The 25,254-nt window shown below is 60.8% G+C and carries 20 protein-coding genes and 2 pseudogenes; 14 read left to right on the top strand and 8 right to left on the bottom strand.

Going from position 1 to position 25,254, the window contains the following annotated elements; translation table 11 throughout:
• Positions 1–11: 11 nt before the first annotated feature.
• Genes yidD through rpmH form a run of 3 tightly spaced genes read right to left on the bottom strand, consistent with a single transcriptional unit; the run spans position 12 to position 882 of the window.
• Positions 12–242, bottom strand: a complete 231-nt coding sequence (yidD, locus tag AZSP09_RS12105) for a membrane protein insertion efficiency factor YidD (RefSeq protein ID WP_014235942.1) — start codon at positions 240–242, stop codon at positions 12–14.
• Positions 242–706: a ribonuclease P protein component gene (gene rnpA, locus AZSP09_RS12100; protein ID WP_014235941.1), complete on the bottom strand. Its 465-nt coding sequence runs from the start codon at positions 704–706 to the stop codon at positions 242–244. The genes yidD and rnpA overlap by 1 nt, the downstream gene beginning before the upstream one ends.
• 41 nt (positions 707–747) lie before the next feature.
• Positions 748–882: a 50S ribosomal protein L34 gene (gene rpmH / locus AZSP09_RS12095; RefSeq protein ID WP_014235940.1), complete on the bottom strand. Its 135-nt coding sequence runs from the start codon at positions 880–882 to the stop codon at positions 748–750.
• A 398-nt stretch (positions 883–1,280) separates the two neighbouring features.
• Between rpmH and dnaA the strand changes: the two genes are divergently transcribed.
• The 11 genes and pseudogenes from dnaA to AZSP09_RS12045 all read left to right on the top strand — a co-directional run bounded on the left by dnaA (position 1,281) and on the right by AZSP09_RS12045 (position 16,557).
• Complete coding sequence (gene dnaA / locus AZSP09_RS12090; RefSeq protein ID WP_152090188.1) at positions 1,281–2,708, top strand: chromosomal replication initiator protein DnaA; 1,428 nt, start codon at positions 1,281–1,283, stop codon at positions 2,706–2,708.
• Between the two features lie 229 nt (positions 2,709–2,937).
• Positions 2,938–4,044 carry a DNA polymerase III subunit beta gene (gene dnaN / locus AZSP09_RS12085; RefSeq protein WP_152090187.1) on the top strand — a complete coding sequence of 369 codons (1,107 nt, stop codon included), beginning with the start codon at positions 2,938–2,940 and terminating at the stop codon, positions 4,042–4,044.
• A 72-nt stretch (positions 4,045–4,116) separates the two neighbouring features.
• Positions 4,117–6,609 (top strand): DNA topoisomerase (ATP-hydrolyzing) subunit B, encoded by a 2,493-nt coding sequence (gene gyrB, locus AZSP09_RS12080; RefSeq protein WP_152090186.1) that lies wholly within the window; start codon positions 4,117–4,119, stop codon positions 6,607–6,609.
• Positions 6,610–6,762: 153 nt separating this feature from the next.
• Positions 6,763–9,798: a type I restriction endonuclease subunit R gene (locus AZSP09_RS12075; RefSeq protein WP_152090185.1), complete on the top strand. Its 3,036-nt coding sequence runs from the start codon at positions 6,763–6,765 to the stop codon at positions 9,796–9,798.
• A gap of 3 nt (positions 9,799–9,801) precedes the next feature.
• On the top strand, positions 9,802–11,052 hold the full coding sequence (locus tag AZSP09_RS12070) for a restriction endonuclease subunit S (RefSeq protein ID WP_152090184.1): 1,251 nt from the start codon (positions 9,802–9,804) through the stop codon (positions 11,050–11,052).
• A 3-nt stretch (positions 11,053–11,055) separates the two neighbouring features.
• Positions 11,056–12,222, top strand: coding sequence for an AAA family ATPase (locus AZSP09_RS12065; protein WP_152090183.1), 1,167 nt, complete (start codon positions 11,056–11,058; stop codon positions 12,220–12,222).
• A 27-nt stretch (positions 12,223–12,249) separates the two neighbouring features.
• Positions 12,250–13,863, top strand: coding sequence for a type I restriction-modification system subunit M (locus AZSP09_RS12060; protein ID WP_152090182.1), 1,614 nt, complete (start codon positions 12,250–12,252; stop codon positions 13,861–13,863).
• 28 nt (positions 13,864–13,891) lie between these two features.
• Positions 13,892–14,839 carry a DUF5655 domain-containing protein gene (locus AZSP09_RS12055; RefSeq protein WP_152090181.1) on the top strand — a complete coding sequence of 316 codons (948 nt, stop codon included), beginning with the start codon at positions 13,892–13,894 and terminating at the stop codon, positions 14,837–14,839.
• A gap of 76 nt (positions 14,840–14,915) precedes the next feature.
• A pseudogene (locus tag AZSP09_RS20750) lies at positions 14,916–15,002 on the top strand (transposase); the annotation flags it as partial.
• A pseudogene (locus AZSP09_RS20380) lies at positions 14,999–15,160 on the top strand (IS3 family transposase); the annotation flags it as partial. The pseudogenes AZSP09_RS20750 and AZSP09_RS20380, both read left to right, overlap by 4 nt.
• Positions 15,161–15,432: 272 nt before the next feature.
• Positions 15,433–16,557 carry an acyltransferase family protein gene (locus AZSP09_RS12045; protein WP_152090179.1) on the top strand — a complete coding sequence of 375 codons (1,125 nt, stop codon included), beginning with the start codon at positions 15,433–15,435 and terminating at the stop codon, positions 16,555–16,557.
• A gap of 104 nt (positions 16,558–16,661) precedes the next feature.
• Here AZSP09_RS12045 and tpx read toward each other — a convergent pair whose 3' ends face one another.
• The gene (gene tpx, locus AZSP09_RS12040) at positions 16,662–17,165 is read right to left on the bottom strand and encodes a thiol peroxidase (RefSeq protein WP_152090178.1); all 504 of its coding nucleotides are present in this window, start codon (positions 17,163–17,165) and stop codon (positions 16,662–16,664) included.
• A gap of 372 nt (positions 17,166–17,537) precedes the next feature.
• Positions 17,538–17,969, bottom strand: coding sequence for a hypothetical protein (locus AZSP09_RS12035; RefSeq protein ID WP_152090177.1), 432 nt, complete (start codon positions 17,967–17,969; stop codon positions 17,538–17,540).
• 144 nt (positions 17,970–18,113) lie between these two features.
• Between AZSP09_RS12035 and AZSP09_RS12030 the strand changes: the two genes are divergently transcribed.
• The 3 genes from AZSP09_RS12030 to AZSP09_RS12020 all read left to right on the top strand — a co-directional run bounded on the left by AZSP09_RS12030 (position 18,114) and on the right by AZSP09_RS12020 (position 20,770).
• Positions 18,114–18,818, top strand: a complete 705-nt coding sequence (locus AZSP09_RS12030; protein ID WP_152090176.1) for a pseudouridine synthase — start codon at positions 18,114–18,116, stop codon at positions 18,816–18,818.
• 449 nt (positions 18,819–19,267) lie between these two features.
• Positions 19,268–20,179: a hydrogen peroxide-inducible genes activator gene (locus tag AZSP09_RS12025; protein ID WP_152090175.1), complete on the top strand. Its 912-nt coding sequence runs from the start codon at positions 19,268–19,270 to the stop codon at positions 20,177–20,179.
• 114 nt (positions 20,180–20,293) lie between these two features.
• On the top strand, positions 20,294–20,770 hold the full coding sequence (locus AZSP09_RS12020; RefSeq protein WP_014235930.1) for a Dps family protein: 477 nt from the start codon (positions 20,294–20,296) through the stop codon (positions 20,768–20,770).
• Positions 20,771–20,859: 89 nt separating this feature from the next.
• On the opposite strand, the gene AZSP09_RS12015 is transcribed toward AZSP09_RS12020, so the two are convergent.
• From AZSP09_RS12015 to dprA, 3 genes are all read right to left on the bottom strand, one after another.
• On the bottom strand, positions 20,860–23,445 hold the full coding sequence (locus AZSP09_RS12015) for a DNA topoisomerase III (RefSeq protein WP_152090174.1): 2,586 nt from the start codon (positions 23,443–23,445) through the stop codon (positions 20,860–20,862).
• Between the two features lie 189 nt (positions 23,446–23,634).
• Positions 23,635–24,123, bottom strand: a complete 489-nt coding sequence (locus AZSP09_RS12010) for a DUF494 family protein (protein ID WP_152090173.1) — start codon at positions 24,121–24,123, stop codon at positions 23,635–23,637.
• 10 nt (positions 24,124–24,133) lie between these two features.
• Entirely contained in the window at positions 24,134–25,252 is a 1,119-nt protein-coding gene (gene dprA / locus AZSP09_RS12005) for a DNA-processing protein DprA (protein WP_152090172.1), read from the bottom strand.
• Positions 25,253–25,254 lie beyond the last annotated feature (2 nt).

Below are 25,254 nucleotides of genomic sequence, written 5' to 3'. Positions count from 1 at the left end.
GGCGCAGCCACTTAGGGCACCGGATCGTAACCGCCGGGATGGAAGGGATGGCAGCGCAGCAGCCGCCGCGAGCCCAACCACAGCCCCTTGATCACGCCGTGCTTCTTCAGAGCCTCGGCAGTATAGTCGGAACAGCTCGGTTCGAAACGACAATTACGACCCAGCATGGGGCTGATGGCGTATTTGTAGACGCGCAACAGCAGCAGGAACGGCATGATGCTGAGGGCTCTGAGTCGTTTCATTACCGAGGCTCCGGTGCTGCCGGGTTTGCGGCGGGCGGCGGGTTGCCGGCATCCCGGGGTTCCGCCAGGCGACGGCTGAGGCGCCGCAACAGGCCGGCGATCTCGGCCGCCATTTCCGCCTTGCTCGGCCGTGGCTTGGCCTTGTCCAGGGAAACTCCCAGACGCAGGATCAAATCCACCGCCGGGAAATCCTGCCGCTGCAGGCGGAAGGCTTCCCGGGCCAGGCGCTTCACCCGGTTGCGGCCGACGGAGGCACGGCACAGCTTCTTGCCGACCACCAGGCCCAGGCGGGCGCCCTGTCGGGCCTCCTCCGGACTGCAAAGACGCCAGTGCAGGAGGAAGTAAGGGCCTTTTATGGCCCTCCGAAAACCAAAAACGGATGAAAACTCATCCGTTTTGGTCAAGCGGTAGCGCTTGGGGAAGGGAAAGCGCTGGGGGGCCTGGAGTCGAGACTCGTCAGACACCGGCGTCACCTCCCCGGAGCTACCGGGCAGGTCAGGTCCGATCAAACGGCCAGACGCTTGCGGCCCTTGGCGCGGCGGGCGCGGATGACGGCGCGGCCACCCTTGGTCTTCATGCGGACCAGGAAGCCGTGGGTACGCTTGCGACGGACGACGGAGGGTTGGTAAGTGCGCTTCATGTCTTAAGTCCTTGATGCTTGGGGAAAGATAAACGCGCAATTAGAATGGGTTAACCCCCGGGCTGTCAAGAACAAAACGATTGGCCGCCCCGGGAAAATTCGCCCCGGCCTGTGGATAACTTTTCCCAGACAGGCTAAAATGCGCCTTCGCTCTGGCCGGCAGCGCCATTGTAAAAATGCAACAAGCCCGCTGCCGTCTTTTCCGGAGCACGCGATTCCCGGCGGCACGGCCCTGGCCTGTGCCCCGTTCCCAGCCTATTGAAGCGTAGGCTTTTTTATTTTCCGGGTCGGGCCCTGCGGGGCCCCATCCTGCCGGCCCGGGGGCTGCGGCCTCCGAACCGGACTTGTCCCCGGCTGACGGGGCGCCCCCGGCGTCCGGTTTCCGAGTGGTTGAGGTAATGAGCGGTTTCTGGTCAATCTGTCTGAGCCAGTTCGAACAAGAACTGCCGCCCCAGCAATTCAACACCTGGATCAAGCCCCTGCGGCTGGAAGGCGAGGACAACCTCGCCGAAGGCCTGCGCCTGCTCGCGCCCAACGGCTTCATCCTGAAGTGGGTGAAGGAGCGCTACCTGTCCCGCATCGAGGAGCTGGCCCACAGCCACTTCTCCGCCCCTGTCGCCATCAGCCTGGGCATCGGCGGCGGCCGCACCGCCGTGGCGGTGGCCCGGCCCACGGCGCCGGCAGCCGCGCCCGCCGAGATTCCCGCCGCCGCCCCCCGGATCATGGCCCCGGCACCTGCCGCCGCCCCGGCACCGGCACCGGCGCCCGCCGCCCGCCGCAATAACGGCCCCCAAAGCAGCTACGAGAAGACCCGGCTGATTCCCGGCTTCACTTTCGACAATCTGGTGGTGGGCAAGGCCAACGACCTGGCCCGGGCTGCCGCCATGCAGGTGGCCCAGAATCCGGGCGTCTCCTACAACCCCCTGTTCATCTACGGCGGCGTCGGCCTGGGCAAGACCCACGTCATCCACGCCATCGGCAACGCCATCCTGCAAGCCGATCCGGACAAGGTGGTGCGCTACGTGCACGCCGAGGACTACTACTCGGACGTGGTACGGGCCTACCAGCAGAAATCCTTCGACGTCTTCAAGCGCTATTACAAGTCCCTGGACGTGCTGCTGGTGGACGACGTGCAGTTCTTCAACGGCAAGAACCGCACCCAGGAAGAGTTCTTCTTCGTCTTCAACGCCCTCACCGAAGCCAAGAAGCAGATCATCATCACCTGCGACACCTATCCGAAGGACATCAACGGCCTCGACGACCGCCTGGTGACACGCTTCGACTGGGGCCTGACGGTGCAGATCGAGCCGCCCGAGACGGAAATGCGGGTGGCCATCCTGAAGAAGAAGGCCGAAGCCGAGGGCGTGGCCCTGGACGACGAAGTGGCCTTCTTCATCGCCAAGCACCTGCGCTCCAATGTGCGGGAGCTGGAAGGGGCCCTGAAGAAGGTGCTGGCCTATTCCCTCTTCCACGGCCGTGAGATCGCCCTGGATCTGGCCAAGGACGCGCTGAAGGACGTCATCGGCGCCTTCAACCGGCAGATCACGGTGGAGAACATCCAGAAGACCGTGGCCGAGTACTACAAAATCAAGGTGGCCGACCTCTATTCCAAGAAGCGCACCCGGGCCATCGCCCGGCCGCGCCAGGTGGCCATGTGGCTGGCCAAGGACCTGACCCCCCACAGCTACCCCATGATCGGGGATGCCTTCGGAGGCCGGGACCACACCACGGTATTGCATGCGGTCCGCACCATCGACACCCTGCGGGCCAAGGACAACGAACTGAACCACGACCTGCACGTGCTGCTGCAGGTCCTGAAAGGCTGAAAAGCCTGCAGTTATGTCGTGCCCCGGGTTTTTTCCCGGGATGAAATGTGGATAATCGAGGTTTCGCCGTGGGCAGCCCCTATTTTCCCAGGCTTCACCCGGTGACCCGCCCTTTTTCGCGGGCAGCCGGAGGCAACAGGTTTTCGCAACACAGGCTTCTGCAATAATCGGATCAACGCGAGTTATCCACAGAGTTGGCGCCGCTACTATCTTTTAAGGATTGATCTCTATGCTTCTAATCAAGACCCAACGCGACACGCTGCTTTCGCCGCTGCAATCGGTCTCCGGCATTGTGGAGAAGCGGCACACCCTGCCCATCCTGTCGAACGTGCTGCTGGAAAAGAAGGGCGATGCCCTGACCTTCCTGGCCACCGACATTGAAATCCAGATCACCACCAGCGCCGCCGCCGAAGGCGGTGAAGGCGACGGTGCCGTCACCGTCGGCGCCCGCAAGCTGCAGGACATCCTGCGCTCCCTGCCCGAAGGCACGGAAGTCAGCCTGGTGCTGGAAGAAAAGCGCCTGCTGGTGCGCGGCGGCAAGAGCCGCTTCACCCTGCAGACCCTGCCCGCCGACGACTTCCCCCGCATGGCCATCGGCAACGACGACGCCAAGCGCTTCTCCGTCACCCAAAAGCAGTTCCGCCAGCTCCTGGCCCAGACCCAGTACGCCATGGCCGCCCAGGACGTGCGCTACTACCTGAACGGCCTGCTGCTGCTGACCGAAGGCAAGGAACTGCGCGCCGTGGCCACCGACGGCCACCGCCTGGCCTTCGCCAGCATGGAGATCGAAGCCGAGCTGCCCCGCCAGGAACTGATCCTGCCGCGCAAGACCGTGCTCGAACTGAACCGCCTGCTGGCCGATTCCGACGAGGCCCTGGAAATCACCCTCTCCGCCAACCAGGTGCGTTTCGCCTTCGGCAACGTGGTGCTGGTGTCCAAGCTGATCGACGGCAAGTTCCCCGACTACGAGCGCGTCATTCCCGCCACCCTGAAGAACAGCCTGGAGCTGGGCCGCACCGCCCTGCTGCAGTCCATGGTCCGCGCCGCCATCCTGACCAACGAGAAGTTCCGCGGCGTGCGCCTGGTACTCCAGGGCAACAGCCTCAAGGTCATGGCCGCCAACGCCGAGCAGGAAGAAGCCCAGGAAGAGCTGGAAGTGGAATACGCCGGCGACTCCCTGGATGTGGGCTTCAACGTCGGCTACGTGCTCGACGTGCTGAACAACGTCAGCAGCGACACCGTCACCCTCAATTTCAACGACGCCAATTCCAGCGCCCTCATCACCGTGCCGGGCAACGACCGCTTCAAGTACGTCGTCATGCCCATGCGCATCTGATCGCCGCCGAACGCCGTGATCTAAGGTCCGCCGCCCGGCGGACCTTTTGCAGTTTTAAGTGGAACAGGAACAATGAGCGAAGAAAACCCGCAAATGAACAACCCGCAGGAAGCCTCACCGGCCTACGGCGAATCCAGCATCCAGATCCTTGAAGGCCTGGAGGCCGTGCGCAAGCGCCCGGGGATGTACATTGGCGACACTTCCGACGGCACCGGCCTGCACCACCTGGTCTTCGAAGTGGTGGACAACTCCATCGACGAAGCCCTGGCCGGCCATTGCGACGACATCACCGTCACCATCCACGCCGACAACTCCATCTCCGTCACCGACAACGGCCGCGGCATTCCCACCGGCGTGAAGATGGACGACAAGCACGAGCCGAAGCGCTCCGCTGCCGAAATCGCCCTCACCGAACTGCACGCCGGCGGCAAGTTCAACCAGAACTCCTACAAGGTTTCCGGCGGTCTGCACGGCGTCGGCGTCTCCTGCGTGAACGCCCTCTCCAAGTGGCTGCGCCTGACCATCCGTCGCGACGGCAAGCGCCACTTCATCGAGTTCAACCGGGGCGTCCCGGTGGAGCGCGTCATCGAAGTGCGCGACGGCTTTGAAGTTTCCCCCCTGAAGGTGCTGGGCGATACCGACAAGCGCGGTACCGAAGTGCACTTCCTGGCCGACGACGAAATCTTCGGCACCGTGGAATTCCACTACGAAATCCTGGCCAAGCGCCTGCGCGAACTGTCCTTCCTCAACAACGGCGTCAGCATCCGCCTGGTGGACCAGCGCAACGGCAAGGAAGAGCTGTTCGCCTTTGCCGGCGGCGTACAGAGCTTCGTCGAGTACATCAACCGCACCAAGTCCGTCCTGCATCCCAGCATCTTTTACTCCGCCGGCGAAGCCAAGGTCGGCGACACCGGCGTCACCATCGGCGTCGAAGTGGCCATGCAGTGGAACGACTCCTACCAGGAACAGGTGCTGTGCTTCACCAACAACATTCCCCAGTCTGACGGCGGCACCCACCTCACCGGCCTGCGGGCAGCCATGACCCGCATCATCAACAAGTACATCGAAGAGAATGAGATCGCCAAGAAGGCCAAGGTGGAAATCACCGGCGACGACATGCGCGAAGGCCTGGCCTGCGTTCTCTCGGTGAAGATGCCCGATCCCAAGTTCGCCTCCCAGACCAAGATGAAGCTGGTCTCTTCCGAAGCCCGTCCGGCGGTGGAAGAAGTGGTGGCCGCCAAGCTCACCGAATTCCTGCTGGAACGCCCGGTGGATGCCAAGACCATCTGCGGCAAGATCGTCGAAGCCGCCCGCGCCCGGGACGCGGCCCGCAAGGCCCGCGAAATGACCCGCCGCAAGGGCATCCTGGACGGCGTCGGCCTGCCCGGCAAACTGGCCGACTGCCAGGAGAAGGACCCCACCCAGTGCGAACTGTACCTGGTGGAGGGCGACTCCGCCGGCGGCTCCGCCAAGCAGGGCCGGGACCGCAAGTTCCAGGCGATCCTGCCCCTCAAGGGCAAGATTCTCAACGTGGAAAAGGCCCGCTTCGACAAGCTCATCTCCAGCCAGGAAATCGCCACCCTCATCACCGCCCTCGGCACCGGCATCGGCAAGGACGAATACAAGCCGGAGAAGCTGCGCTACCACCGCATCATCATCATGACCGATGCCGACGTGGACGGCGCCCACATCCGCACCCTGCTGCTCACCTTCTTCTACCGGCAGATGCCCGAGCTGGTGGAGCGCGGCCACATCTACATCGCCCAGCCGCCCCTGTACAAGGTCAAGCACGGCAAGACCGAGCGCTACCTGAAGGACGACCACGAATACCAGCAGTTCCTGCTGCAGATGGCCATGGAAGGCACCGAGCTGCTGCCCCGGGCCGGCGCCGAGCCCATCAGCGGCGCGGCCCTCGAATCCCTGGCCCGGGAATACCTGCTGGCCGAGGCCGTCATCAACCGCCTCTCCAACCACATCAACCCAGAAGTGCTGCACGCCCTGGTGCACCACAACCTGGAGCTGAAGCTAGACGACGAAGCCGCCGCCAAGGCCAGCGCCGCCCTGCTGGCCAAGGTGTCCAGCGACGGCATCGACGTCTTCGCCCACTACAACGAAGCCCAGGAAAGCTGGCAGGTGCGCATGGAAAAGATGCACCACGGCAACCGCAAGGTCAGCAGCATCGACGAAGACTTCCTGCGCTCCGGCGACTACCTGCAGCTGCGCAAGACCGCCGAACTGCTCAACGGCCTCTTCGGCCCCGGCGGCCTGATCCAGCGCGGCGAGAAGAAGATGGCCGTCGCCGACTTCGCCAGCACCATGACCTGGCTGCTCAACGAAGTGGAAAAGGGCATCAGCAAGCAGCGCTACAAAGGTCTGGGCGAAATGAACCCCGAGCAGCTGTGGGAAACCACCATGGACCCCAACGTCCGCCGCCTGCTGCGGGTCGGCATCGACGACGCCATCGGCGCCGACGAAGTCTTCACCACCCTCATGGGCGAACTGGTGGAACCCCGCCGCAACTTCATCGAAAGCAATGCCCTGCGGGCGCAGAACATCGACGTGTAATGTTTGCCGGGTGACACAGAAAGTGAAAACTGTGCCAAGTTGGTGAAAAACTTCTGACACAGATAATGAAAAGAGCCTGCATTCGTAGGCTTTTTTCAACTCTCAGTAGGTTTGGTTCATTATTCGACACTAACCTAAATTTAGTAGCGGCAGATGACTACAACCGAAAACCAGATCGAGCACAATTTCATCGCCAAGCTGGGTGAGCTTAAATACACCTACCGTCCGGACATCCGAGATCGCGCCGCTCTTGAAGTTAATTTTCGCGATAAATTCCAGCAACTCAACCGTGTCAAACTCACCGACGACGAGTTTGCCCGCCTGCTCGAAGAGATCGTTACACCAGATGTGTTCACTGCCGCGCAAACCCTTCGCACGCGCAACAGTTTCATCCGGGAAGACGGCACTCCCCTAAACTACACGCTGGTGAACATTGAAGACTGGTGCAAGAACAGCTTCGAAGTTGTCAACCAACTGCGCATCAGTACCGACTACAGCCACCACCGCTTCGATGTCATTCTGCTGATCAACGGCGTGCCCGTGGTACAGATCGAACTCAAGACACTTGGCATCAACCCGCGCCGCGCCATCGAGCAGATCGTCGAATACAAGAACGACCCCGGCAACGGATTTACGCGCACGCTGTTGTGCTTTATGCAAATCTTTGTCGTCAGCAACCAGCACTCCACCTACTACTTCGCCAATAACAACGCACGGCACTTCAGCTTCAACACTGACGAGCGCTTCCTGCCCATCTACCAATTCGCTGCGCCTGATAACGGCAAGATCAACGGGCTTGATGAGTTTGCCGAAGCCTTCCTCGCCAAATGTACGCTCGGCCAGATGATCAGCCGCTACATGGTGCTGGTCGCCAGCGAGCAGAAGCTTTTGATGATGCGGCCCTACCAAATCTACGCCGTAAAAAACATCGTCAAGTGCATCGAAGAGAACAGCGGCAACGGCTACATCTGGCACACCACCGGCAGCGGCAAAACGCTCACCAGCTTCAAGGCCTCTACGCTGCTCAAGGCCAATCCGAATATCGAAAAATGCTTGTTCGTGGTCGACCGCAAAGACCTCGACCGGCAGACCCGCGAGGAATTCAACCGCTTTCAGGAAGGCTGCGTCGAGAGCAACACCAACACCGGCGAGCTGGTCCGCCGCCTGCTGTCTGACGACGCGGCCGACAAGGTCATCGTCTGCACCATCCAGAAGCTGGGCCTGGCGCTGAACGAAAACAGCAAGCGCAACAAGAGCCGCGAGAAACGTGGCCTTGCCACCTATGCCGACCAACTCGAAGCCATGCGTGACAAGCGCATCGTCTTCATTTTCGATGAATGCCACCGCTCGCAGTTTGGCGAGAACCACCAGACCATCAAAGAGTTCTTCCCCAAGGCCCAGCTCTTCGGCTTTACCGGCACGCCGATCTTTTCGGAAAACTCGGCCATCAAGCAGATCACGGGTGAAGAGAAAACACTCAAAACCACGGAAGACCTTTTCCAGCAGTCCCTGCACGAATACACCATCACCCACGCGATTGAAGACCGCAATGTCTTGAAGTTTCACGTCGACTACTTCAAGCCCGATGGCAAGAACCCACCCAAGCAGGGCGAGACCATCGCCAAGCGCGCCATCGTCGAGGCCATCCTCGCCAAGCACGATGCCGCCACCGGCGGGCGCAAGTTTAACGCCATCTTTGCTACGGCATCCATCAACGACGCCATCGAGTATCACGGCCTATTCAAGGAAATACAGGACGAAAAACAGAAGGCCGATGCCAGCTTCGTGCCGCTCAGTATCGCCGCCGTGTTTTCACCGCCCAGCGACGTGAGTGCCGACGTGCGCCAGCTGCAAGAAGACCTACCCACCGAACTGGCGGACAACCAACAGGAACCGGACGCCAAGAAGGCCGCGCTTGGCGACATCATCGCCAGCTACAACGCGCGTTTCGGCAGCAACCACCGCATCGAGGAATTCGACCTCTATTACCAGGACGTGCAGCAACGCATCAAAGACCAGCAATGGCCCGATGCCGACCTGCGTAAAGCCAATCCCGCCGCTGCACAACACAAGATCGACATCACCATCGTCGTCGATATGCTGCTCACCGGCTTCGACAGCAAGTACCTGAACACCCTCTACGTTGACAAGAACCTCAAGCACCACGGCCTCATCCAGGCCTTCAGCCGCACCAACCGCGTGCTCAACGACACCAAGCCCTACGGCCACATCCTCGACTTCCGGGGTCAGCAGGATGCGGTCGATGCCGCCATCGCGCTCTTCTCTGGCAAGAAGGACGAAGCGCGCGCACGCGAAATCTGGCTGGTGGACAAGGCTCCCGTGGTCATCGAGAAGCTGCAGGAAGCCAAGTTGGCCCTGCAAAGCTTCATGCAGGCGCACGGGCTTGCAGGCAAGCCCGAAGACGTCGCCAAACTCATGGGCGACGAAGCCCGCGTTGGCTTCGTCAAGGCCTTCAAGGATGTGCAGAAACTGCAGACCCAGCTCGACCAATACACTGACCTTACCCCCGAGCAGGCAAACACCATCGAGACCATCCTGCCCCGCGATGAACTCAACGCCTTCCGTGGCCAGTACCTCGAAACCGCCAAGCGCCTGCGCGACGAACGTGCGCGCGCTGGCGACCGCGAGGGCGAAGCCCAAAACGAAGAAATGGCACAGCTCGATTTCGAGTTCGTGCTTTTTGCCTCCGCGACGATTGATTACGACTACATCATGAAGCTCATCGCCGACTTCTCCACCAAGAAGCCCGGCAAGGCCACCATGAGCCGCGATCAACTGATCAGCCTCATCGCGGGCGACGCCAAGTTCATCGACGAACGCGACCTCATCACCGAATACGTACGGGGCCTTACGGCCGGCGAAGGCCTGGACGAGCGCGCCATCCGCACCGGCTACCAGCAATTCAAAGCCGTGCAGGCTGCCCGTGAGCTGAACGAACTCGCCGCCCGCCACAGCCTGCCCGCCACGGCCCTGCAAAGCTTCGTGGATGCCGTACTTGACCGCCGCATCTTCGACGGCGAACAACTCACCGAACTGCTCGCCCCGCTGGAGCTGGGCTGGAAAGCCCGCACGCAGAAAGAGCTGGCCTTGATGGGCGAGCTGGTGCCGATGCTTAAGCGTCGCGCCGGAGGCCGCGAGATCTCGGGCCTGCAGGCTTACGAGGATTGAGCGATGGTGAAGGAGGGTAAAAAAGCGGTCGTGCCGAAGTTGCGGTTTCCGGGGTTCCGCGACGCATGGGACAAGAAAGCCTTAGCGCCTTACTTGGAGGAGTGCGGCTCCAGAGTTCCCGCGACGACCTCTTTACCTATCTATTCGTCTTCAAGGTCCGGACTCACACCGCAAGCGAGCTACTACGACGGACGCACGATCATCAACGATGGCGAGTACGGGGTAGTTCCGCCGAATTGCTTTGTGTATCGCCACATGAGTGATGACGGACAGTTCGCATTCAACGTGAATGAAACTGGCGGAGAGATAGCTGTTAGCAAAGAGTATCCGGTGTTCCGAACCATCAATCTCGATAGCCGTTTCCTTCGCGCAAAGCTCAATCACTCGCAGGACTTCAAGGCTTTTGCGCTTTCGCAGAAGGCTGGCGGAACTCGGACGCGCTTGTATTTCAGCAAGCTCGGCTCCTGGGAGACATATCTCCCATCTCTGGTCGAGCAACAAAAAATCGCCGACTGCCTGAGCTCACTGGATGAGCTGATTGCTTCGCAGGGGCGGAAAGTCGAGGCCTTGAAGACCTACAAGCGCGGCCTGATGCAGCAGCTCTTTCCCCGCGAAGGCGAAACCCTCCCCCGCCTCCGTTTCCCCGAGTTCCGCGATGCACCGGAATGGGAAGAGCAAACCCTACGCAGCATCTGTATCCGCATCATGGACGGAACGCATTTCTCCCCGAAGTCAAAGGAAGGGCCACGTCCTTACCTAACGTCAAAAAACATACGTAATGGCCATATCGATCTTTCGACCATCTCATATATCTCCGAAGATGAGCATCGTGAGATTTATACGCGTTGTCCAGTAAAGAAGGACGACATCCTGCTTACGAAGGACGGTGCGAACACGGGCAATTGCGCTATTAATACTTTGGACTTTGAGTTTTCTCTTTTATCGAGCGTCGCAGTCTTGCGTGGAGATGCTGCTCTCGTAAAACAGAACTTTTTGTACCAGACGATTACGTCGGAACGTACTCAGTCAAACATCATCAATTCAATGTCCGGACAAGCAATTACCCGAATCACTCTTGAGAAACTTGGAAACTTCGTAGTCTCCTTGCCGAACCTGGCCGAGCAGCAGCGAATTGCCCAGTTCCTCTCATTCTTCGATACCCAGATCATGGCTGAAGCGGACAAATTCGCTGCGCTCAATCTCCAAAAGAAGGGCCTATTGCAGCAGCTCTTCCCATCTATGGGTGAGGCATAAAGCATGGCGCCCGTGAGCTTCCCCGGCTTGCCCGAACTCGCGCAACAATTCCGCACGGAGTTGGCACAGAAGAAGTTCGTGCTGCTCTACGCCTACAACGGCACGGGGAAGACGCGGCTGTCGGTGGTATTCAAGGACCTGGGCAAGAAGACGACGCATCGTCCAAAGAACGTCAACGACAGGGTGAATGACGCACTGGCGATCACCGAGACGCAAAGCGACACGCTCTACTTCAACGCCTTCACCGAAGACCTGTTTCACTGGGACAACGATCTCGCGAACGACCGCGAGCGGGTGCTGAAGATCAACCGGGAATCGCGCTTCTTCGCGGGCCTGGGCGAGCTGGAAATGGACAATCGCATCCGCCCGCTCCTGAACCGCTACGCCGATTTCGATTTCCGCATCGACACCACCGAATGGGAGGTGAGCTTTGCGCGTGAGATCAGGCGCCAGAAAGACGATGGCAGTTTTGAGACGGTGCGCGAAGAGAACATCAAGGTCTCTCGTGGCGAAGAGAACATCTTCATCTGGTGTTTCTTCCTCGCCATCGTGGAGCTGGCGATGGACCCGGAGATCGAGGCCTATCGTTGGGTAAAGTACGTCTACATCGACGATCCGATTTCATCGCTGGACGAAAACAATGCCGTGATGGTGGCGCACCATCTGGCGCAGATGCTTGCGGCTTCGCCCCAACAGGTGAAGGCAGTGGTCTCCACGCACCATGTCTTGTTCTTCAATGTGCTGTGCAACGAGCTGAAGAAGTCGCGCAAGTACTTCCTGACTCGCGATGCATCCGGCGGTTTTCTGCTTTCCGAGACGGACAGCACGCCGTTTCTCCATCACTTGGCTTCGCTGGTTGAACTGCATCGGGCCATGCAGTCCGGTGCGCTCTACACGCATCACTTCAACATGCTGCGCCGGGTGATGGAGCAGACCGCCTGCTTCTTCGGCTACGCCAAGTGGGATGAGTGCATCAAGCCTGATCCGGAAGCGGACGACCCCAACCAGACCGGCTACAAGCGGGTGATCGACCTGATGAGTCACGGTGACTATTCGCTGTATGAGCCGAGGGAAATGCTGCCGGAGAACAAGGAACATCTGAGCCGGGCGCTGCGGCAATTCATCAGCAGCCACCCCTTTAGCCCGGCACTGTTTGACGGCGCATCATGAAAACACGCTTAAGAAACGACCTAAGCCATGACTGAAAACGACCAGAAGCAACTCGGCAAAACGCTCTGGAACATCGCGGACCAATTGCGCGGGTCGATGGGCGCGGACGATTTCCGCGACTACATGCTGTCTTTCCTCTTCCTGCGCTATCTCTCGGACAACTACGAACAGGCGGCGAAGAAGGAACTGGGGGTGGATTACCCCATACCGGAGGATAGCGAAACTAGGCCACCCTTGGCGCTGTGGTACGACGCGAACCCGGACGATATCGTCGAGTTCGAAAAGCAGATGCGCCGCAAGGTGCACTACGTGATCGAGCCGGACTTTTTGTGGGGCAGCATCGTTCATCTGGCCAAGACACAGAGCGACAAGCTGCTCGGCACGCTGCAGAAGGGATTCAGATACATCGAGGAAGAGTCATTCCAGAGCAACTTCCAGGGCCTGTTCTCAGAAATCAACCTCACATCCGACAAGCTGGGCCGCAAGCACTCGGAACGCAATAACAAGCTGTGCTCGATCATTTCGGAGCTGGCGCGCGGCATGTCGCTGTTTTCTACCAACACCGACACGCTGGGCGATGCCTACGAGTATCTGATCGGGCAATTCGCGGCGGGCTCTGGCAAGAAGGCGGGCGAGTTCTACACGCCGCAGCAGGTCTCAAACATCCTTTCCGCCATCGTGACGCTGGACAGCCAGGAGCCGAAGGAAGGGCCGCGCAAGAAGCTGGAGAGCGTCTTCGACTTCGCCTGCGGCTCGGGTTCGCTACTCTTGAACATCCGCCACCGTGTGAAAGATGCGGGCGGCAGCATCGGCAAGATCTACGGGCAGGAATTCAACATCACCACCTACAACCTGGCGCGCATGAATATGCTGCTGCACGGGGTGAAAGACACCGAGTTCGAGATTTACCACGGCGATACGCTGACCAATGCGTGGGACTTTCTACGTGAAACTAATCCGGCGAAGAAGCCGCAGTTTGATGCCGTGGTGGCGAATCCGCCCTTCAGTTATCGCTGGGACCCGACCGACACGATCAGCGAAGACATGCGTTTCAAGAACCACGGAGTGGCGCCAAAGAGCGCGGCGGACTTCGCCTTCTTGCTGCATGGATTGCACTACTTGAAGGACGATGGCGTGATGGCCATTATCCTGCCGCATGGCGTGCTGTTCCGTGGCGGCGCCGAGAAACGTATTCGGACAAAGCTGCTAAAGGATGGCCATATCGACACCATCATCGGGTTGCCCGTGAACTTGTTTTACTCTACCGGCATACCGGTCTGTATCCTTGTGCTGAAGAAATGCAAGAAACCCGATGACGTGCTCTTCATCAACGCTGCTGAACACTTTGAGAAGGGCAAGCGACAGAACCAGCTGACGGATGAACATATCCACAAGATCGTCGAGACTTACCGGTACCGGAAGGAAGAAGTTCGCTACGCACGACGCGTAAGCATGGAAGAAATCGAAAAAAACGATTTCAACCTGAACATCTCGCGTTACGTCAGCACGTCAGTGGCGGAAGAAGAGGTTGTGCTATCAGTAGTGCATCAAGAGCTGATAAGAATTGAGCAGGACATCAAACAGGCCAAGGGCAAGCACAACGTTTTCCTGAAGGAATTGGGATTGCCACTATTGCCTTGATCGGTGCAGATCATCTCGGGTTCTGAAAATGAGCGATATCAAACTCTTCCGCTACGCCAACAACTGCGCCAGTGAACTGGCCGGCAAGTCAGCAACCATTGAGCGCACGCTGCAGCGCCTGATTGAGTCGCAGATGGAAGCCTTTCTTGGCGTGCGCTTCCTCGCCACCGAGTACAGCACCGGCGCCAAGCATCGCGGGCGCATCGATTCGCTGGGGCTGGACGAGAACGGCTGCCCGGTAATCATCGAATACAAGCGCCACAGCAACGAGAACGTGATAAATCAGGGCCTGTTTTATCTGGACTGGCTGCTCGATCACAAGGCGGACTTCCGTTTTCTGGTGATGGATAAGCTCGGCAAGGACGAGGCGGACAAGATCGAGTGGAGCGGCACGCGCCTGCTATGCATTGCGGCGGATTTCACCCGTTACGACGAGCACGCCGTTGCACAGATCAACCGAAACATTGAATTGATCCGTTATAAGTTGTTCGGCGAAGATCTACTGCTGCTCGAACTTGTTAATGGCGCGAGCGCGGCCAGTACGCAATCGGTTTCGAAAGTCGATGAATCGGTCACCGAAAAGCCGGTGAAGACCCCAGCCGCTTCCACCCTGGCGATGAAGACACACGCCGACCAAATTGCCTCGGCCTCACCAGAGCTGCTGGCGCTATTTGAGCAAACGCGTAGCTTTATCCTTGCGCAAGGCGACGACATCATCGAGAAGCCGTTGAAGCTCTATGTAGCGTTCCGCCGCCTCAAGAATTTCGTCTGCATGTCGCTGATCTCCAAACAAGACCCCCATGTTTTCCTGACGCTGAAGCTTGATCCAACGACGGTCGAGTTGGAAAAGGGTTTTACTCGGGATGTGACCAACATTGGCCATTGGGGGACAGGCGACCTCGAAGTGGTACTACGTAAGCCAGCGGATTTTGAAAGAGCAAAATCGCTCATCGAGCGCTCCTATCAAGAAAACTGAGGTTGCAAACTTACTGAATCGCCCCGGAGCTAGTAGACACCTTTGAGCCTTAAACTTGAGGTAATAGGGAGGTGTCATGAGCAACGAGCGTTACCCGGAAGAATTCCGAATCGAAGCGGCGAAGCAAGTTACGGAGCGTGGATATCCTGTAGAAGAGGTGGCAAGCACCGGGTCTATCGGCTCATGCGAGCCAAAGGGCTGCGTTCACAAACTGGCTACCGTCGTCGTGCGGGATGTTACGGCAAGCTAGCTGTCGTGATACAAAATCACCTGAAGCAGAAATTTGACGTGGCCGTGCCGAATCAGGTCTGGGTGACGGATAACCGCCCTGCCCGTCAATCCCCGTACGCCATTCCCGGCTTTCCCCAGGCTGTTACTTTCCCTAGACTCTGCCCATCTTTAAGTCCGTCCTCCTCTTCCAGGTCGAGGGCTTGAAAGTCACAAAAGGGAACCGATATTCCCACCCCGAAAGGCTGCCGCCCTGGCGGTCTTTTCCGGCGTTTTAGCGCGTCAGCGCTGCTTCGGCTCAACCCGCCCCGCTTTTTCAATACTTCTGCCGGCAATGCCGCTGCTGCGCTGCACGGCCGGCCATCATGCCCATGCAATCAGTGATCGAGGGCGGAAGTACGGCGAGCCCGGCTTCCGACAAGCGTTATTTCATTACCGGCCTACGGGCCGTGGCGGCGGTGATCATCGCCTGGCACCACTTCGCCCTGTATCCGCCGCTGAAGGAATGGGCAGCTCCCCTGCTGGGCCACCTGCTGGACTGGCTGGCAGACCACGCCCGGGCTACCCAGGTGTTCTTCGTCGTGGGGGGCTATGTGATGGCCCTCAGCATGAGCGGGCGCGACTGGCGCCTGCCGGCCTTGGGGCGCTACGTGGTGCAGCGTTATTGCCGCCTGGGGCTGCCTTACCTGGCGGCCATGATCCTGGTGTGCCTGGCCTACACCTATGGGCGGGAATGGCTGCCGGAGGAGATCACCGGGTCCCCCGTGAGCCTGCCCCAGGTGCTGGCCCACCTCTTCTTCCTCCAGGGCTTGCTGGGCTATGAGCAATTGTCGGCTGGCTTCTGGTTCGTCTGCATCAACTTCCAGCTGGCCCTGGTGTACGCCGGCAGCCTGTGGCTGCGCGACAGTCTGGGCCGGGGCCGTATCAACATGCCCCTGCTGCTGGGCTGGCCGGCGGCGGCCTTTGCCCTCTTCCACTTCAATCTGGATGGGGCCCTGGACGGCTGGTGGCTGTATTTCTTCCCCTACTTCTTCATGGGCATCGTCATTCACCATGCCGTGCGCCAAGCCCGTTCCCCCCTGCAGTTCTGGCTCTACGCCCTGCTGCTGCTGGCGGCCATGGGTTTTGAATGGCGCTGGCGCCTGCTCAGCGCCCTGCTGGTGGGCCTGCTGCTATGGCACGCGGAATGGCGCGGCTGGGGCGCCCGCTGGCCGCAACACAAGGCCGTGCTGGAGCTGGGGCGGATTTCCTACAGCCTGTTTCTGGTGCATTTCCCGGTGCTGGTGTTTGTCGGCGCCCTGTGGACCCGGCTGGAACTCTATTCGCCGGAGCAGGCGGCCCTGGGCCTGTTGCTGGCCTTTGTCTGCAGTGTGCTGCTGGCGCAGTTGTTCCACCGCTGGGTCGAGCAGCCGGCGGCGGCTCTGGGGCGCCGCCTGACCCAGGGTTCTACTTCCCCTGCCGGTTATGTGCCGGCTTGGAAGGGGGCCTGATCGGTGGCGGTTCGGACTTGGGCGGGTTGCTTGCCGATCCACCAGCAAAGCCGCAATGAAAAACGCCCGGCACAGCCGGGCGTTTTATTTTTTTTTAGGCAGCCTTACTTGAGCGCTGCCAGGGCTGCGTCGTAATTCGGTTCGTTCTTGATCTCGCCGACCAGTTCGCTGTGCAGGACCTTGTTGTCGGCATCCAGCACCACCACGGCCCGAGCGCAGAGACCCTTGAGGGGGCCGTTTTCCACCGCCACGCCGTAGTTCTGCAGGAATTCGGGATTGCGGAAGGTGGACACGGTGCGCACCGCTTCCAGACCTTCCGCGCCGCAGAAGCGGGCCTGGGCAAAAGGCAGGTCGGCGGAAATGCACAGGACTACAGTGTTGGCCAGGGAACCGGCGGCCTGGTTGAAGCGGCGCACGGAGGTGGCGCAGGTGGGCGTATCGATGCTGGGGAAAATGTTCAGCACTTTGCGCACCGGGCCCAGGCCGGCCAGGGTCACTTCGCCCAGGTCTTTGCCGGTCAGAGTGAAAGCGGGGCCGGCACTGCCGGGGGCAGGCAGTTGGCCGGCCACTTGAATGGGGTTGCCGCCCAGGGTAACGGTCTGGCTCATGGAATTTCCTCGCTGATGGATGGGGTTGAGGTTGTCAGAGTAGCAACGATGGCGGCGGTTCCCCAACACCTGTTAACAGCCTGTGCATAACTTGGGTATGGATCGGGTACCAGTTGTGCACAACTCCCTGTTTCGCAGGTTTGGCAAAAACCCTGCACAATTGCCTCACAGCGCTACACAGACGTTTTGCACAGGGATTTTTCTGTCTTAAGCAATTGTTGTATCGGAAGAAAAATTAGTTATCCACAGATTTGGGGCCAGGTTAACTGGTTTACGTCTTTGTATACATAAAAAACAGTGAACAACCCTTAGCTGGAGCCGGAAAAAAAAAGCCCCCGGTGAAGAGGGCGGTAAAAGAGAAGAAAAGAGGCTTCAGTTCTGGGGAGGAGCGGATGCCGGTGCAGCCGGTGCGGGAGCGGGCCGGTCGCCGTGGCGCTTGCCCCGGCTTTCGACAAAGCGTTTCTTCATGTCGTCGCAACGCTTGGGATCTTCCTTGCAGCGCTGTTCGAACTGTTCCCGGGCTTTGGCACGCATTTCTTCCCGCGCCTTGTCACAGGCGGCCGGGTCTTGTTTACACTTCTGCCGCATTTCCTCCCGTTTTGCCTTGAGCTCTTCGCAGCGTTGGGGGTTATCCTTGCAGAAGGCGTCGTGGCGCTCCTTGAGCCGTTCGCAGGCCCTGGGGTTGGCGGCACAGCGTTCCTGCATGGCGGGGCCCTTGGGGGCCGGCTGGGGGGCTTCCTGGGCCTGTACCGTAAATGCGAAGCCGGCAAGGGCGAGAAAGGCGAGAACATGGCGTCCTGACATGGTGTTTCTCCTGGGTTCGGGGTTCATTGAATCGACGGGCCCAGTATAGGAAGGCCAGGGCGTCCCAGGTGTTTCACCCCGGCAAGGGGTTGTAAAAGTGTGTAAGCGGTCGCCGCGGCGGCCGGATTAGGAGAGAGCGTCACCATGCAACTGGAAAAACTGCTGCACAGCCAGGGATTCGGCACCCGCAAGGAATGCCGAGCCCTGGTGCGTAACGGCTGGCTGGAAATCGGCGGGGTGGTGGTGGAAGACCCCTTCCTGGAAGTGGATCCCGAAGGTTTCGAATTCACCGTGGACGACCAGCCCTGGCGTTACCGGGAAAAGGCTTACCTGATGATCCACAAGCCGGGGGACTACGAGTGCTCCCACAAGCCCAAGCACCACCGCAGCATCTTCACCCTGCTGCCGGAGGAGCTGGTGAACCGGGACGTGCAATGCGTCGGCCGCCTCGATGAGGACACTACGGGCCTGCTGCTGATGACCGACGACGGCCAGTTCATCCACCAGATGAGTTCGCCCAAGCGCAAGGTGCCCAAGGTTTATGAGATCACGGCCAAGCATCCCATCGACCAGGCCCAGATTGATCAGCTGCTGGCCGGGGTTCTCCTTCATGGCGAATACGAGCCGGTGGTTGCGGATAGCTGCGAGCTCGTCAGCGACACCGTACTGCGGTTGACCATCACCCAGGGTAAGTACCACCAGGTAAAGCGCATGCTGGGCGCTGTAGGCAACCGGGTGGAGGGTTTGAAGCGGGTGAGGATCGGCGCTTTGGATCTGCCCGCGGATCTGGCGCCGGGCGAGTGGCGTTGGCTGGAAGCCGAGGATCTGGAAAAGCTGAAGCCGGCCTGAGTGAAAAAGCCCCGCCAACGCGGGGCTTTTTCTTTGGCGCCTGGAAATGAAGGAATGACGGCGATTTTCAGGGTGCCATGCCTGCGAGAAAGAAAAATAGCGCTTCTCCAGCCATCATCTTTCCTTTGACCCGCCCTTTCTGCCTTCCGGCCTAGGTCGTTTTTTCCCCGCCCGCTTTGGCTTTTTTCAGCCGTTCCGGTTTTCACGGCTTTTCCCTAGGGGTTGTTCACTGTTTTTTATGTATACAAAGACGTAAACCAGTTAACTCAGCCCCAAGTCTGTGGATAACTTTGAAAAGCCAATCCCATTCATTGGCTTAGGTCCGGAAAATCCCTGTGAGAAACCTCTGTGCAGTGGTGTGGGAAGATTGTGCAGGGATTTTCCCCTACCCTTGCCCGCCCAGGTTGTGCACAATTGGTTCCACCACTTTTACCTGAGTTATACACAGCATGACCCTGACGGAAATGCGCTACATCGTGTCCTTGGCCCGGGAGCGCCACTTCGGCCGCGCCGCCGAGAAATGCCACGTGAGCCAGCCCACCCTGTCGGTGGCCCTGAAAAAGGTGGAAGAGCGCCTGGGGGTGCTGCTGTTCGAACGCAGCGCCGCCGAAGTGCGGTTGACGCCCATCGGCGAAGAAGTGGCGCGGCAGTCCGAGAAGGTCTTGAACGAGGCCCAGCGGGTCGAGGAAATCGCCCAGCGGGGCAAGGATCCCTTCAGCGGGCCCCTGCGCCTGGGGGTGATCTACACCATCGGCCCCTATCTGCTGCCCCGGCTGGTGCCGGCTCTGCACCAGGCCGTGTCCCACATGCACCTTTACCTGCAGGAGAATTTCACCCACGTGCTGGCCGAATCCCTGAAGCGGGGCGAGCTGGACGTGATCGTGGTGGCCCAGCCGTTCGACGAGCCGGGCATCGTCACCCAGCCGGTGTACGACGAACCCTTCCGCATGCTGGTGCCGGCGGCCCATCCCTGGGCCGAGCGGAAATCGGTGGATGCGGGGGAGCTGAAGGGCGAGGAACTGCTGGTGCTGGGCCAGGGCAACTGTTTCCGCGACCAGGTGGTGGCCGCCTGTCCGCGTCTGACCGAGCCGGGCGGGCTGGAACGTTCCTACGAGGGCGGCTCCCTGGAGACCATCCGCCTGATGGTGGCCAGCGGCACTGGCGTTGCCGTGCTGCCCGCTTCCGCCGTCGAGGTGGCGCCGCCGGATCCGTCCCTGGCCCGGGTCATTCCCTTCAAGGCGCCGGAGCCTTCCCGCCGCATCGTGCTGGCCTGGCGCGTCACCTTCCCCCGGCCCCAGGCCATCGATGCGGTGCGGGCCGCCATTTTGCAATGTCCGCCACCCGGGGTTAAGGTACTGTAGTCCGTCTGTATTGCCCGTCCCTATTCAATCCATAGGGATAAGTCATTGGCCCGGGCGGCCGCCATCGGCCACAATGGGCGCATGGTTATTGAGAAGCTTGAAAGGAGAATCCACATGGCAACCAAGATCGATATCGGCATCACCGAGAAAGACCGCAAGAAAATCGCCGACGGCCTTTCCCACCTGCTGGCAGACAGCTACATCCTCTATCTGAAGACCCACAATTTCCACTGGAACGTCACCGGCCCCATGTTCCAGACCCTGCACACCATGTTCATGACCCAGTACACCGAACTGTGGAACTCCCTGGACCTGATCGCCGAGCGCATCCGCGCCCTCGGCTACCCGGCTCCCGGCTCCTACAAGCGCTTCGTGGAACTGGCTTCCATCACCGAGGAAGACGGCGTGCCCAAGGCCAAGGACATGATCCGCCAGCTGGTGGCCGGCCAGGAAGCCGTGGCCCGCACCGCCCGCCAGGTCTTCGCGGTGGTGGACAAGGCCAACGACCAGCCGACGGCCGACCTGCTGACCCAGCGCATGGAAGTGCATGAAAAGAACGCCTGGATGCTGCGCGTCCTGCTCGAAGAATAAGTAAATTCACCGCTTCGCCGCCTGGCGGCGGTCCGGATGCAAAAAGGGCTCGGTTCACACCGAGCCCTTTTCTTTTGCCTTGCTTAACCTCAGGCTTCCTTCGCCTTGCGCTTTGCCGGGGCTTTGGCGGGCTTTTCCGCCGCTGCCTTGGGCTCGGCCTTGGCGGCAGTTTTTTTCGCCGCTGGGGCCTTGGGCTCCCGTTTCTCGAACTCGAAGCTGACCTTGCCGTCCTTGCCCTTCACCAGGAAGGCGGAGAACTTGCGCCGGGTGCGGGCGGAGATGAAGTCCTTGAGCAGATCGGTGCGGCCGGTGGACAGCAGTTTTTGCATCTGTTCCCGTTCCACCGCCTGTTGCAGGATGATCTTGCCGGAACGGAAGTCGCAGCTCTTGGCCGGACCCACGGACTTTTCGCAGACGTAGGCCAGACCGTGCTCATAGACAGGGCTGCCGCACTTGGGACAGGGCCCCAGGCTTTCCTGGCCGGAGAAGTCCACCGGTTCGCCGCCGTCCTCGCCGGAGCGGTCCTGGCCGAAGTCGAATTCCGGTTCGTTCTTGTCGTTGAGCTTGATCAGGGCATTGAAGGGCCGCCCCATCTTGTTGCGGAAGCCCATCAGGGGGCCGACCTGGCGTTCGGTGAGCAGGGTCTCGATTTCCTCCGGCTCGAACTGGCGGCCGGCGACGATCTTCCACAGGCCGTAGTCGCAATCGCCGCACTGGAATTTCTTGTAGGTCTCGCGCATGAGACCGCCGCACTTGGGACAGGGCGACTTGAGCAGGCCGAAGTCGCCGGGCACCGTGTCGCTGTCGTAGCTCTTGGCCCGGTCCACGATGTGCCGGGTCATTTCCTCGATTTCCTGCATGAAGGCGCTGCGGGAAAGATCGCCGCGCTCGATCTGGGCCAGCTTCCATTCCCATTCGCCGGTCAGTTCCGGCGAGGTCAGTTCGGAAATGCCCAGGCCGTTGAGCAGGGTCATGAGGGAGAAGGCCTTGGCGGTGGGGATCAGTTCCCGGCCTTCGCGGTGCAGATACTGTTCGGTGATCAGGCCTTCGATGATCTGGGCCCGGGTGGCCGGGGTGCCGAGGCCGCGGCCGGCCATGGCGGCACGCAGTTCCTCGTCGTCCACCATCTTGCCGGCGCCTTCCATGGCGGAGAGCAGGGTGGCTTCCGAGTAGCGGGCCGGGGGCCGGGTGTCGTTCTGATTGACCGCCACTTCTTCGGTCTGCACCTTCTCACCCTGGGAGACGGCCACCAGGTTGCCCTCGTCGCCCTCCTGGCCTTCGCGGCCGTAGATGGCTAGCCAGCCCGGATTCACCAGGACCTTGCCTTCGGTTTTGAAGGGTTCGCCGGCGACCCGGGTGATGCGGGTGGTGATCAGGTATTCGGCGGCGGGGAAGAAGACGGCGAGGAAGCGCTTGACCACCAGGTCATAGAGCTTCTGTTCCGGCTCGGAGAGATTCTTCGGCGCCTGGGTGGTGGGGATGATGGCGAAGTGGTCGGAAATCTTGGCATTGTTGAAAATGCGCTTGTTCGGCACCACCCACTTGGACTTGAGAATCTTGTTGGCGAAGATGCCGTAGCGGTCCACTACGGAGGTGTCGGAACCCTTGGTCAGGTTTTCGCCGTTGAACATCTGCAGGGTGGCCTGCACCGTGCCCAGGTAATCCTCGGGCAGGGCCCGGGAGTCGGTCCGGGGATAGGTCAGGACCTTGTGCTTTTCGTACAGGGCCTGGGCCAGGCCCAGGGTGTTCTTGGCGGAGAAGCCGAAGCGGCTGTTAGCCTCCCGCTGCAGGCTGGTGAGGTCGAAGAGCAGGGGCGAGAGTTGGGTGGAGGGCTTGGCCTCCTCGCTCACTTCGCCGGGCTGGCCTTCGCACTTGGCCTGCAGAGCCTTGGCCCGGGCTTCGTCCCACAGGCGGTCGGCCCGGGCGTGTTCGTCCTCGTCCTTGCCCTTGAAGGCTTCGTCGAACCACTTGCCCTTGTATTCGCCGGCAGCGGCGGCGAAGGTGGCCTCCACTTCCCAGTAGGGACGGGCCTTGAATTCGCGGATCTTGCGTTCCCGCTCCACCACCAGGGATAGGGTTGGGGTCTGCACCCGGCCCACGGTGGTGAGGTGGAAGCCGCCGGTCTTGGAGTTGAAGGCGGTCATGGCCCGGGTGCCGTTGATGCCGACCAGCCAGTCGGATTCGGAACGGCACACGGCGGCATCGCCCAGCCCCTGCATTTCCTCGCCGCGGCGCAGACGGGCGAAGCCGTCGCGGATGGCCTGGGGCGTCATGGACTGCAGCCACAGCCGCTGCACGGCCTTGCCGGACTTGGCGTGGCGGGCGATGTAATTGAAGATCAGCTCACCCTCGCGGCCCGCGTCACAGGCGTTCACCAGGCCGTCCACATCCTTGCGCTTGATCAGCTTGGTCAGCAGCTTGAGGCGGGACTCGGTTTTCTCCACCGGCTTCAGTTCGAAGTGGGGCGGGATCACGGGCAGGTGGGCAAAGGACCACTTGCCGCGCTTGACCTCGTATTCCTCGGGGATCACCAGTTCCAGCAGATGGCCGATAGCAGAGGAGAGAACGAAGTTGTCGCTCTCGAAATAGTCGTCATGCTTGGTGAAACCGCCAAGGGCCTTGGCGATGTCGGCAGCGACGGAAGGTTTTTCGGCAATGATGAGCTGTTTGCCCATGGCAGGGGCCTCTGGCAGTCCCGGTCGGGAGGTGCGGGGGATGATAAGAGGGACTTACGGGCCTTGGCAAGCAAGCAGCCACTAATTTGACGCGCGAAGCCTGCATATTGCGTGCTTCGCCCATCATGCTGCCTGCGCCATCTGGTGCGACCCCTCAGTCGCCCCGGCTGGCAGGCCCGACGGATGGACTTAATGCAGGTGTTCGGGTTCCGCTTCGGAGAGCAGTTCTTCGACGATGAGGGTATCCAGGTTTTGCTCCTGGCTCCACAGGACCATCAGCACGATGACCTTGAAGCGCCCCAGGGACAACCGGTCGTCCGGCAGGGCCATGGCCCGCTCGATGACCAGTTCCCGCAGGTCGGCGGAAAGGACCTTGGCCTGTTCCAGGAAATGCAGGAAGCCCAGGGCGTCGGCACCCAGGTGGGCGCTTTCGTCCGGCGTGTAGGCCCGCAGGGAACGGGAATCGGCCTGCAGCTGGCGGGTCGGCAGGGTGGCCTTGAGGCCCTGGAGCCATTCCAGGGCTTCGCTGATTTCTTCTTCGGAGAAGCCGGCCGCAGTGAGTTTGCGGCTGAGGGCCGTGTCGGCCTGGGAATCGGGTGAATCGGGTTGATTGCCGGACTTGCTGAAGTCGGCGAAATCGACGTAGTTTTCGAAGAGATAGACGAGGATGTCGAACATTGGCAACGTATCAGGTGGGGGAAAGCCGCTGGTAGCGGCCTCCGGGAAGACTGGCAACGTGGTCCGCCAGTTCCAGCGTCACGAGGATGGCGCATAGGGCTTCCGTCGTCAAGCCTGTGCGCTGCAGCAATTGGTCCAGATTGGCCGGGTCGTGGCCGAGGGCATCGAGTACGGCAGCCTGGCCAGGATCGAGGATTGGCACGGTTGTTGGCGTATTGCCGGTGGAAAGTGGCGTCCTTGCTGGCCTGCAGCCCGGGGGGTCGAACGGACCGATTTCTTCCACAATGTCCCGGGCTTCCTGCACCAGCTTGGCCCCCTGTTGGATCAGCCGGTGACAGCCCTTGGCCACCGGCGAATGGATGGAGCCGGGAATGGCAAACACTTCCCGGCCCAGTTCGGCCGCCAGACGGGCGGTGATGAGGGAGCCGCTTTCCAGGGCGGCTTCCACCACCAGGCAGCCCTTGGCCATGCCGGCGATGATGCGGTTGCGGCGCGGAAAATTGTGGGCCACCGCCGGCGTACCCAGGGGAAATTCGGAAACGATGGCGCCTTCGGTCGCCAGCTGCAGCGCCAGTTCCTTGTGCCGCGAGGGATAGATGCGATCGGCCCCGGTGCCGATGATGGCGACACTGCCGCCCTCCCCTTTCAGCCCGCCCCGATGGGCGGCGCCGTCGATGCCCAGGGCCAGGCCGCTGACGATGGTCAGCCCCTGGGCCGCCAGATCGGCAGCGAGGGCCTCGGCATCCTTGAGGCCCTGGGGCGTGGCATTACGACTGCCGACAATGGCCAGGGCAGGCCGGTTTAGCAGTTCCACCCGGCCCTTCACATAGAGCAGGCTGGGCGGATCGGCGGATTCGAGCAGCAGCTGGGGATAGTCCGGATCGGCCAGGGTCAGGATGCGGTTGCCCGGCTTGTCGGCCCAGTCCAGGGCCCGGTCCACCGCTTCCTGATTGTCCGTATCGAGCAGCAGATCGGCCTTCTTGCCGACGACCTGCTTGAGGGCACTGCGGGGGGCGGAGAAAACCTGTTCCGGTAGGCCGAAGGCGGCCAAGAGATGGCGCTGGGTCTCCGGCCCGACGCCCGGAACCAGCGTCAGCCGGAGCCAGGCGGTGAGGGCCGGGTCAGCCACGG

It is taken from the genome of Azospira sp. I09 (assembly GCF_009177135.1).
GTDB classification, from domain to species: Bacteria; Pseudomonadota; Gammaproteobacteria; order Burkholderiales; family Rhodocyclaceae; genus Azospira; species Azospira oryzae.
This window is presented reverse-complemented; position numbering and strand designations above follow the sequence as displayed.

Excerpts from the sequence above, each read along its gene's own strand:
- yidD (WP_014235942.1), bottom strand. The coding sequence starts at position 242 with ATGAAACGACTCAGAGCCCTCAGCATCATGCCGTTCCTGCTGCTGTTG.
- rpmH (WP_014235940.1), bottom strand. The coding sequence starts at position 882 with ATGAAGCGCACTTACCAACCCTCCGTCGTCCGTCGCAAGCGTACCCAC.
- dnaA (WP_152090188.1), top strand. The coding sequence starts at position 1,281 with ATGAGCGGTTTCTGGTCAATCTGTCTGAGCCAGTTCGAACAAGAACTG.
- dnaN (WP_152090187.1), top strand. The coding sequence starts at position 2,938 with ATGCTTCTAATCAAGACCCAACGCGACACGCTGCTTTCGCCGCTGCAA.
- gyrB (WP_152090186.1), top strand. The coding sequence starts at position 4,117 with ATGAGCGAAGAAAACCCGCAAATGAACAACCCGCAGGAAGCCTCACCG.
- AZSP09_RS12075 (WP_152090185.1), top strand. The coding sequence starts at position 6,763 with ATGACTACAACCGAAAACCAGATCGAGCACAATTTCATCGCCAAGCTG.
- AZSP09_RS12070 (WP_152090184.1), top strand. The coding sequence starts at position 9,802 with ATGGTGAAGGAGGGTAAAAAAGCGGTCGTGCCGAAGTTGCGGTTTCCG.
- AZSP09_RS12065 (WP_152090183.1), top strand. The coding sequence starts at position 11,056 with ATGGCGCCCGTGAGCTTCCCCGGCTTGCCCGAACTCGCGCAACAATTC.
- AZSP09_RS12060 (WP_152090182.1), top strand. The coding sequence starts at position 12,250 with ATGACTGAAAACGACCAGAAGCAACTCGGCAAAACGCTCTGGAACATC.
- AZSP09_RS12055 (WP_152090181.1), top strand. The coding sequence starts at position 13,892 with ATGAGCGATATCAAACTCTTCCGCTACGCCAACAACTGCGCCAGTGAA.
- AZSP09_RS12045 (WP_152090179.1), top strand. The coding sequence starts at position 15,433 with ATGCCCATGCAATCAGTGATCGAGGGCGGAAGTACGGCGAGCCCGGCT.
- tpx (WP_152090178.1), bottom strand. The coding sequence starts at position 17,165 with ATGAGCCAGACCGTTACCCTGGGCGGCAACCCCATTCAAGTGGCCGGC.
- AZSP09_RS12035 (WP_152090177.1), bottom strand. The coding sequence starts at position 17,969 with ATGTCAGGACGCCATGTTCTCGCCTTTCTCGCCCTTGCCGGCTTCGCA.
- AZSP09_RS12030 (WP_152090176.1), top strand. The coding sequence starts at position 18,114 with ATGCAACTGGAAAAACTGCTGCACAGCCAGGGATTCGGCACCCGCAAG.
- AZSP09_RS12025 (WP_152090175.1), top strand. The coding sequence starts at position 19,268 with ATGACCCTGACGGAAATGCGCTACATCGTGTCCTTGGCCCGGGAGCGC.
- AZSP09_RS12020 (WP_014235930.1), top strand. The coding sequence starts at position 20,294 with ATGGCAACCAAGATCGATATCGGCATCACCGAGAAAGACCGCAAGAAA.
- AZSP09_RS12015 (WP_152090174.1), bottom strand. The coding sequence starts at position 23,445 with ATGGGCAAACAGCTCATCATTGCCGAAAAACCTTCCGTCGCTGCCGAC.
- AZSP09_RS12010 (WP_152090173.1), bottom strand. The coding sequence starts at position 24,123 with ATGTTCGACATCCTCGTCTATCTCTTCGAAAACTACGTCGATTTCGCC.